Here is a 9,462-nt window from a genome sequence, read left to right on the forward strand (position 1 = left end):
GAGCCGCGACGGTAACGGAGCGGTCAAGGGTACCAGGCGGGTTTGGGGACAGTTCGAAAACGAGTGCTAACGGGAGGCAATCGTAAATGGCGACAATAGCAACAACTCTTCGCCGGCCGGATTTGCTGGCGGCGGAAACTACCGCGGAAAACGAAATCGCGGATTCGTACCGGCTGCGGGGTCTGCCGGGCGACAATCTGTATCTCTTCTCCAAGCGGATTGACAACTCACGGCTGGTGCGCGAGGCCAATCCGAAAACGCGCGGCGATTGCTGGAATACCATCGCCACCGCGTGCGTGCTGGCGGCGATGGTGGGGACGGCGGTGAGCCCGCGTGTGGCCAGCGTGCTTACCGGTTACCAGACCGAGAAGCTCAAAAGCGAGAATCGTGAGCTGAACGAGCAGCGCCGCGCGCGTGAGATCGCGGAAGCGCGGTTGTTGACGCCCAGCCGTCTGGATCAGCTGGCAAATGCGCGCAGCCTAGCTGCTCCGGCCGCCGGCCGTGAGCAGCACTTGCAGCCGCACGAATCCGGAATGGCCATGATCATTCCGCCTCGTACCGGCGCGAACTAAGTCCCGAACTGTAGTAAAGGAGGAGCATCCCGTGGATCCCGGCGCAAGGCTGGAAGCTGTCCGGCGTTTGACTTGGTTCAGCGCCGGATTGCTGCTTTGGGGATTGCTCATTTTCGCCAAGCTCCTCAATCTGCAAGTTGTCCGTCATGACGATTACCTCGCCAAAGGCCGCCGCCAGCAGGAGACGAAGGTCGCGTTAGCCGCGCCGCGAGGCACCATCTTCGACCGCAACGGACAGCCGCTCGCCATGAGTGTGCCGGTGGAATCCGTTGCCGTAAATCCCAAGCTCATCCCGGATAAAGAGATCGATGCGGAGATCCTCGCGGGCATTCTGGGCCTCGATGCCGCCCAACTGCATGCGCAGCTGGTCGCCGCGGCGGAGCAGCATCGCGGCTACCTGATCGTCAAGCACCGGATTTCATCGGATGAATCCGAGCGCATCCACGCGCTGCATGCGGATTGGATTTTCCTTCCGCAGGAGAACAAGCGGATCTATCCGAGCGGGCAAGTGGCCGCGCATGTCGTCGGCTCCGTGTATCAGGGCGAAAAGGGCGCCGAAGGCGTCGAGAAAGGGAATGACGCCATACTGCAAGGAACTCCCGGCACGGCGCGCTTGATGACCGATGTGAAGCGCCGCGGGATCGAGAGCGAAGTGGAAACGCCGCCGGTTCCCGGCAAAGCGATCAAACTCACCATCGACGAGCGGCTGCAATTCCTCGCGGAACAGGCGCTGGCTTACCAGGTGAAAGCCAAGCACGCACGCACTGGTACGGCCATCATCATGAACCCGTACACGGGCGAGATTTTGGTGCTGGCGAATTACCCGACGTACGATCCCAACACTCCCCCGCGCACCATCGCCGAGCGCCGCACGCATTTCAACCTCGGAGCGCAGGTACCCTTCGAGCCCGGGTCGATCTTCAAGGTGCTTACGTTATCAACCGCGCTGGAAACGACGAATCTGCGCCCCGAGTCGATGATCGACTGCCACCACGGAATTCTCGCTCTGCCGGGCCGCGTGGTGCATGAGGCGCACGGCGGGTTTGGAATGTTGAGCATGGCCGATGTTCTGGCGCACTCGAGCAATATCGGAGCGATCGAGATCGGCGCCCGCATCGGCCGCGAGAAGTTCTATCAATACCTGCGCAACTTTGGTTTTGGCGAACGGACGGGCTTACAACTCCCGGCAGAATCGCGCGGCATCCTGCGCCCGCTGAACAAGTGGGGCACAACCTCGCTGGCTTCAGTGTCGATGGGTCAGGAAGTTGCAGCCACATCGCTTCAATTGATCCGCGCGTGCGCAGCCGTCGCGAACGGCGGCCTGCTCGTCAAGCCCAAGATCGTCGCGGAGATCGATGGAAAGCCGACGCCGACCGAAGCGCCGAAACGCGTGCTTCGTCCGGAAACCACCGTGACGATGCGCCAGCTCATGGAGGGCGTGGTGCTGCATGGCACCGGACACACCATCAAGGTCGGTCCGTGGTCTTTCGGCGGCAAGACGGGCACGGCACAGATCTTTGAAGACGGCCACTACACGCACCTCTACAATGCTTCGTTCATGGGATTTGCGCCGGTGAATAATCCGGCCCTGGTGGCGATCGTGACCATCAACGGCACGGAAGGAAACCTGGGGATGGGCGCGTCAGCCGCGGGACCCGTGTGGGGTCCGCTGATGAGGGAAGCGCTGCGCGAGTTCAACGTGCCGAAGGATCTTCCCGACGTCCCCGACACGCCGGTGAAGCCGGACAAGACGAAACCCGGGAAGGATGTCGAGATCGCGCGCATTGAAGGCGATCCGGGGCGCAACATTCTGGAGGACGATCCATCGGCGATGCCGAAGATCGAAGATGTGCCGACCGATCAGGGTGATCAGGGCGCCGCCCCCGTGCCGAGTGTTGCGCTGGCCGGCGTGAAAGGCGCCGGAGCTTCACTTGCGTCGACCCTCGCAGCTAAGCCGAAGGACAGCGCTCCGGTAGCGCCGGATTTCCGCGGTAAAGCGATGCGCAGCGTGGTGAGCGAAGCTTATGCCATGGGCCTTTCCATCCAACCTGAAGGCAGCGGCGTGGCGCGCTCGCAGGCGCCCGCGCCCGGCGCTCCCATTCATCCCGGCGAAATCATACGGGTTCTATTCGCCCGATGACCATTGATGCTGTCCTCGCGGGGGCCGGCCTCAAGGCCGCGCTGCCTCCTCGTCTCTCCACGCTCGAAGTCACCGGCCTCGACTATGATTCCCGCCGCATCGAGCCCGGCTGGCTCTTTTTCGCGTTTGCCGGCGCGCACGCGGATGGGCGCGCGTTTGCCCAGCAGTCGATGGAACGCGGCGCTTGCGCGGTAGTCAGCGATCAACCGGCTCCGGCCGGGTTTGCGTCTCCCTGGCTCGAAGTCGAGCACGGGCGTCGTGCTTTGTCCACCGCCGCCCGCAACTTCTATCGCCATCCGGATCGGCACATCAAGATCACCGCCATTACGGGAACCAACGGCAAGACCACGACCGGGTTTCTGGTCGACTCCATTCTGCGCGCGGCCGGAAACACGACCGCGCTCATCGGCACGGTGGAGTACCGACTGGGCGATCGGTTGCTTCCCGCGATCAACACCACGCCGGAGTCGCTCGATGTTTGCCGCATTCTCGACGATTTGCGCCAGCTGGGCGGAACACACGCGACGGCCGAAGTTTCGTCGCATGCCCTGGAGCTGGGGCGCGCGTGGGGATTCGCGTTTCACACCGCGGTGTTCACGAACCTCACGCAGGACCACCTGGACTTCCATGAAACGATGGAGCGCTACTTCGCCGCCAAGTCGCTGTTGTTTAACGGCGGCAACGGGGTGCTGCCCCGGTTTGCAGTCATCAATACGGACGATGAATACGGGCGCAAGCTGAAGCCCGGCCGGTCGGTCGAGCCGATCACTTACGGTTTGGAATCGGACGCGAACCTGCGGGCGCGGAAGATTTCGTCAACCACGAACGGGCTCGAATTTGAAGTGCAGTTTGGGAAGACCCGCTTCGAGATCCAAAGCGAACTGATCGGGCGCATCAACGTGTACAACATTCTGGCTGCGTGCGGCGCGGGGCTTACTTATCAGATCGCACCCGATGTGATCGCGCGCGGCATCGCGGCGTGTACCGGAGTTCCCGGCCGTTTCGAGCGCGTCGACGCCGGTCAGCCATTTGCCGTGATTGTGGATTACTCGCATACCGAGGATGCGCTGCGCAACGCGCTGGCGGTCGCGCGCGGTTTGAATCCGCGCCGTCTGATTACGGTGTTCGGATGCGGAGGCGATCGCGATCGCCGCAAGCGTCCATTGATGGGTGAAGCTGCGGCTGCGGGCAGCGATCAGGTGTTTCTCACCAGCGACAATCCGCGTTCCGAAGATCCGTTGATGATCATGAACGACGTGCTGGTCGGGCTGCGGCGCTTCGATACGCCGGTGACATCGGAGCCGGATCGGGCAAATGCGATTCGTCTGGCGCTGCGGGCTGCGCAGGCCGGCGACATTGTGCTGATCGCGGGTAAGGGACACGAGACGTATCAGATTTTCAAGGACCGCACGATTCATTTCGACGATCGGGAAGTTGCCCGCGAAGTGCTGGCGGGGTTCGGGTACCGGAAGCCCTGATGCGCATCGGTCTTTTGAACGCGCTGGACTGGATGGGGGTGGAAAGCTTCCAGGGTTGCGGCAACGTCTCGGGTTGGAGCATCGATTCGCGAACGGTGGAACCGTGGGATGTGTTTTTCGCGTTGCACGGTTCCAATCATGACGGGCACGATTACCTGGATCAGGTTAAGGAACGCGGAGGCATCGCGATTGTCGATCGCGAAGTGCGTACGGATTTCCCCTGTTTTTCTGTGGACGACACCTTGCGCGCGATGCAGCGGTTAGCGCGACAGGCTCGACGCTATTGGGGCGGCAAAGTGGTCGGCGTCACCGGCAGCGCAGGCAAGACATCGACCAAAGACATCTGCGCTCATTTTCTTTCCACCTGCTTCCCAACGGGTAAAACGGTCGGCAACTTCAACAATCACGTCGGACTTCCGCTCTCAATCTTGCGGCTGCCGGACACGGCTCGCGTCGCGGTTCTCGAACTCGGGATGAATCATGCGGGCGAGATTCGAGACCTCGCCACAATTGCTGATCCGGACGTTGCTGTCATCACGAACGTCGGGCACGCGCACATCGAATTCTTCAAAGACATTCACGGCATCGCGCTGGCCAAACGCGAACTCGTGGAAGCGTTGCCGGCCGGCGGCGTTGCCGTATTGAACGCGGATGACTGGCGTGTCGCTAGCTTTGCGCGCGTCCATCGCGGCCGCACGATTACATACGGTATCGACGAAACGGCCGACTATCGCGCCACGAATCTGGAGCAAACGTCCCATGGCTCGAAATTCGCCTGCAACGGCGTCGATTTCGAAGTGCCATTGCAGGGCCGTCACAGCGCACTCAACGTACTCGCCGGGATCGCGTGCGCGGCCGCGTTCGGCCTGCATCCACTCGATCTCGTCGAAGCGGCGCGCACGATCCCCGTCGCTCACATGCGCGGCGAGCGCTCGGAACACAAAGGCGTCACAATCCTAAACGACGCCTACAACGCCAACCCCGATGCCATGCGCGCCATGCTCGACGTGCTTGCCGAGACGCCCGCCCGCAATCGCATCGCGGTGCTGGGCGAAATGTTGGAACTGGGGAGCCAGAGCGAAGCGCTTCATGAAATCGTTGGCGCGTACGCGGCAAAGAAGAAAATCGACAAGCTGATCGGCATCCGCGGGGACGCCCGCGTGATGGTGGAAGCAGCCGCGAAAGCCGGAATGCCTCCGGACGCTACTCTGTTCTTTAACGACCCGGTCGACGCCGGAACCGCGCTCGGTTCGATCGTGGCGCCGGGTGATGCCGTCCTCTTCAAGGGCTCTCGCGGGGTCCGCGTCGAGCGGGCGCTCGAGACGTTTCTGGAGGCCGGCGGCTGATGCTGTACTACCTGTTCTACGAAAAACTCTATCCAGCCATCAGTCCGTTCCGCGTGTTCCGGTTCGTCACGTTCCGCACGGCCTGCGCGAGCATCACCGCATTGTTTCTGTGCATCGTTCTGGGGCCCTGGTTTATCGCCAAACTGCGCGAGCTTTCCATCGGCCAGTACATCCGCGAAGAAGGCCCGAAATCGCATCAGACCAAATCGGGAACGCCAACCATGGGCGGCGTCATGATCGTCGTTTCCATCATCGTGCCGACGCTGCTGTGGGCCGACCTGCAGTATGTCTACGTCTGGATCGCGCTCTTCGGACTCGTCGCGTTCGCCGCCATCGGCTTCATCGACGATTACGCCAAGCTGCTCAAGAAACGCAATCTCGGCCTCACCAGCAAGCAGAAGTTTGGGTTGCAACTCTTAGTCGCCCTGATCCTCACCGCGGTCCTCGTCTACATGAGCCGCTCGGAGAGTTACGTTACGGTGATCAACGTCCCGTTCTTCAAGCAGTTTCAGCCGGACCTGATCATTCATCCGCTGCTGCACCAGCCCTGGACGTATCCGCTGGCCTTCATCCCTTTCTTCCTGTTTGTGGTCTTTGTCGTGGTCGGCTCATCGAACGCCGTGAACATCACCGATGGTCTGGATGGGCTGGCGATCGGCCTCATGGTGATTGCGGCCGGGGCTCTCACGGTTCTCGCGTACATGGGCGGACATCGCGAGTTCGCGCAGTATCTGCAGATCATCGAACGCAATCCGCGCACGGCCGAGTTGACGATTTTCTGCGGCTCGATGGTGGGCGCGAGCCTTGGATTTCTTTGGTACAACGCGCATCCGGCGGATGTGTTCATGGGCGATGTGGGATCGCTGTCGCTGGGCGGCGCGATGGGCGTCGTCGCGATCCTGATCAAGCAGGAGATTCTGCTGATCTTCATCGGCGGCGTGTTTCTGATTGAAATTCTCTCCGTGATTCTGCAGGTCGGCAGCTTCAAACTGCGCGGGAAACGCATCTTCAAAATGGCGCCGATTCACCACCACTTCGAGGCGCTGGGATGGCGCGAATCGAAGATCATTGCGCGGTTCTGGATTGCCGGCCTGGTGCTGGCGCTGTTCGCACTGACGACGTTGAAACTACGATGATCGAGCTACGCAGGAAGAACATTCTCGTCGTCGGCATGGAACGCTCCGGCATCGCGGCGGCTACACTGCTGCTGCGTGAAGGCGCGCGCGTCACGGCTGCGGATCAGAAACCGTTCGAACAGTTGAGCGAAGCGGCGCGGGCGCTACGCGATGAGGGCGTGGCTTTCCAAACCCAGCAGGATGGCGGGTTCGAGAAGTTCGATGCCATTGTGCTTTCCCCCGGTGTTCCGGCGGACATTCCGGAAGTGGAGGCGGCGCGTTCGAAGGGTGTTCCGGTGCTCGGTGAAGTCGAATTGGCGGCTCCGTTTTTGAGCGGGCCGGTGATCGGGATCACGGGTTCGAACGGCAAGACGACGACCACCGCGCTCACCGGTCACATCCTGAAAAACTGCGGGATTCCGGTGCAAGTCGGAGGCAATATCGGAACGCCGGTTACCGCGATGCTTGACACGTCGCGAGCCGAGCAGTGGAACGTGCTGGAGCTTTCCAGCTTCCAACTCGAGACGGTCGACACGTTTCATCCGAACATCGCGGTGATCCTGAACATCACCCAAAATCATCTCGATCGTCACGGAACGATGCAGCGATATGCCGCCGCGAAGGCGCGCATTCTCGACCGGCAGACTTCATCCGACCACGCGATCCTCAACGCGGACGACGCGTTCTGCCGCGAGTTTGCTCAGCGCGGTGCGGCCCAGCGCTTGTGGTTCAGCAGCACGCAGCGTATACCTGACGGACTCTGTCTCGATCAGGGTCACATCCTGTTCGACGGGCAGCGCGTGATTGCCGCGGCCGACGTGCCGATTCGCGGCCGCCACAATCTGGAAAACACGATGGCGGCTATCGGAGCCGCCGCTCTCGCGGGCGCTTCCAACAAGCCCATCGCCGCTGCGATCAAGACCTTCCATGCCGTCGAACATCGCCTCGAATTCGTGCGCTCACTTGACGGCGTGGATTTCTACAACGACTCGAAGGCGACCAGTGTCGACGCCACGTTGAAAGCGCTCGACGCGTTTGGCCACGGCGTCTGGATCATCCTCGGCGGCAAAGACAAAGGCAGCGACTACACATTGCTTCGCGCGCCGTTGGAAGCGAAAGCTCGTGCGGCGCTTCTGATCGGAGCCGCCGCTTCGAAGATTGCTCCCGCCCTCGATGGCGCGGTTCCGCTGATCGAATCCGGCACGCTCGACGCTGCCGTACAAACCGCCTTCGCCCAGGCGCAACCCGGCGACACCATTTTGCTCGCGCCCGCGTGCTCGAGCTTCGATCAGTTCCAAAGCTACGAACATCGCGGCCAGGTTTTCAAGGAACTGGTGCGCGCTCTCGAATCGAAAACCCATGGCACAGCGGCTTAAAACAGACTGGTATCTCTTCATCACGATTGTCGCGCTGGTGTTCTTCGGAGCGCTCATGATCTTCAGCGCGTCCTCGGTGATGGCGAGTTTCAAGATGGGATCGAGCTACTACTTTCTGATCCGCCAGAGCTTCTGGATCGTGGTCGCGCTGAGCGTGATGATGACGTTGAAGCGGCTGCATTACCGCAACCTGCAGAATCCTGCCGTTGCGTTCGTCAGCATGGGCGTCGTGATCATCATGCTGATCGCCGTGTTCTTTCTCGACCCGCATCAGCATCGTTGGATACGCGTCGGCGGATTCATCGGCGTGCAACCTTCGGAACTGGCCAAACCCGCGCTGGTGATTTTTCTGGCGTTCTTTGTGGCGCAGCGCGCGCGAGCGATCAACAACCGCTATACGCTGGTCCCGGCGGCGCTGGCGGTTACCGCGGTTACTCTCGCCGTGGTCGTTGCCGATTTAGGCACCGCTGTCGTGCTCGTTGCGACGGCCGCTACGGTGTTCTTCGTCGCCGGACTGGAGTGGCGCTTCTTCATGCTCGCGCTGCTCGTCGCTCTGGTCGGATCGTTGTTCGCCGTCGCCGCGAAGCCCTACCGGCTGACGCGCATTATCGGCTATGTGGATCACGATTACAAGATTGTCCAGAAGATCGATTCCACGCTGCACGTGCATCTGGCCGAGTATCTGAAGAAATCGCTGACCACCAAAGACACCAGTTATCAATCGGAGCAAGCCAAGATCGCCGTTGGTTCCGGCGGCGTGTTGGGCCAGGGTTTGATGCAGAGCAAGCAGAAAGAGGGCTTCCTGCCCGAATCGCATACCGACTTCATCTACGCGATCGTCGGCGAAGAATTCGGGCTGATCGGCGCGGCTGCCGTGTTGCTTGCGTTCGGATTGATTCTGTGGCGCGGCATTCGCGCGACGATCCTGATCCCCGATGATTTCGGCCGCTATCTGGCGCTCGGCATGACGACCATGCTCGTGGTGCAGGCGTTCATGAACATGAGCGTCGTCCTCGGGCTGATGCCGACGAAAGGCATCCCGCTGCCGATGATCAGTTTTGGCGGCAGTTCGTTGCTGAGCACGCTGACGTGTCTCGGCATCTTGCTCAACGTGTCTGAACATGCCGGATAACAGCCCGTATCGAAAGTCCGCTTGCTCACGCGCGCGGCTCAGTAGACTGATCGCGTTACTGAGCCGCGACCGTGAGGGAGCCGGTTTTGTCCGCTAGCGTCGAACCATGTCTCAAACCCTGCGCATCCTTATGGCCGGTGGCGGAACAGGCGGGCATGTGATCCCTCTGCTTGCAGTTGCCGAGGAGTTGCGGACGCGCGGGCACGAACCTTACTTCGTCGGCACCGAGCGCGGCGCCGAGGCGCGTCTCGTCCCACCCGCCGGCTTCGAGTTACAGTACATCCGCGTGGGTGGCTTGCAGCG

General features: G+C 61.4%; 8 protein-coding genes. All 8 read left to right on the forward strand.

Annotated features, from left to right (window positions below; translation table 11 throughout):
• The first annotated feature begins 86 nt into the window (after nucleotides 1-86).
• Nucleotides 87-572: a hypothetical protein gene (locus H1Y01_RS03175; protein WP_180538706.1), complete on the forward strand. Its 486-nt coding sequence runs from the start codon at nucleotides 87-89 to the stop codon at nucleotides 570-572.
• Nucleotides 573-603: 31 nt separating this feature from the next.
• Complete coding sequence (locus tag H1Y01_RS03180; protein ID WP_180538708.1) at nucleotides 604-2,712, forward strand: penicillin-binding protein; 2,109 nt, start codon at nucleotides 604-606, stop codon at nucleotides 2,710-2,712.
• Nucleotides 2,709-4,190: a UDP-N-acetylmuramoyl-L-alanyl-D-glutamate--2,6-diaminopimelate ligase gene (locus H1Y01_RS03185; protein WP_180538710.1), complete on the forward strand. Its 1,482-nt coding sequence runs from the start codon at nucleotides 2,709-2,711 to the stop codon at nucleotides 4,188-4,190. The genes H1Y01_RS03180 and H1Y01_RS03185 overlap by 4 nt, the downstream gene beginning before the upstream one ends.
• The gene (locus tag H1Y01_RS03190; protein ID WP_219341223.1) at nucleotides 4,190-5,536 is read left to right on the forward strand and encodes a UDP-N-acetylmuramoyl-tripeptide--D-alanyl-D-alanine ligase; all 1,347 of its coding nucleotides are present in this window, start codon (nucleotides 4,190-4,192) and stop codon (nucleotides 5,534-5,536) included. Before H1Y01_RS03185 ends, H1Y01_RS03190 begins: the two co-directional genes overlap by 1 nt.
• The gene (gene mraY, locus H1Y01_RS03195) at nucleotides 5,536-6,672 is read left to right on the forward strand and encodes a phospho-N-acetylmuramoyl-pentapeptide-transferase (protein WP_180538712.1); all 1,137 of its coding nucleotides are present in this window, start codon (nucleotides 5,536-5,538) and stop codon (nucleotides 6,670-6,672) included. Before H1Y01_RS03190 ends, mraY begins: the two co-directional genes overlap by 1 nt.
• Nucleotides 6,669-8,027: a UDP-N-acetylmuramoyl-L-alanine--D-glutamate ligase gene (murD, locus tag H1Y01_RS03200; RefSeq protein ID WP_219341225.1), complete on the forward strand. Its 1,359-nt coding sequence runs from the start codon at nucleotides 6,669-6,671 to the stop codon at nucleotides 8,025-8,027. The genes mraY and murD overlap by 4 nt, the downstream gene beginning before the upstream one ends.
• Nucleotides 8,011-9,159 carry an FtsW/RodA/SpoVE family cell cycle protein gene (locus H1Y01_RS03205; protein WP_180538714.1) on the forward strand — a complete coding sequence of 383 codons (1,149 nt, stop codon included), beginning with the start codon at nucleotides 8,011-8,013 and terminating at the stop codon, nucleotides 9,157-9,159. The genes murD and H1Y01_RS03205 overlap by 17 nt, the downstream gene beginning before the upstream one ends.
• Before the next feature lie 106 nt (nucleotides 9,160-9,265).
• The coding region (locus H1Y01_RS03210) for a glycosyltransferase (RefSeq protein WP_219341226.1) at nucleotides 9,266-9,462 on the forward strand (197 nt) is incomplete at its 3' end.

The organism is Nevskia soli, from assembly GCF_903970205.1.
In the GTDB taxonomy this organism is placed as follows: Bacteria; Acidobacteriota; Terriglobia; order Bryobacterales; family Bryobacteraceae; genus Bog-113.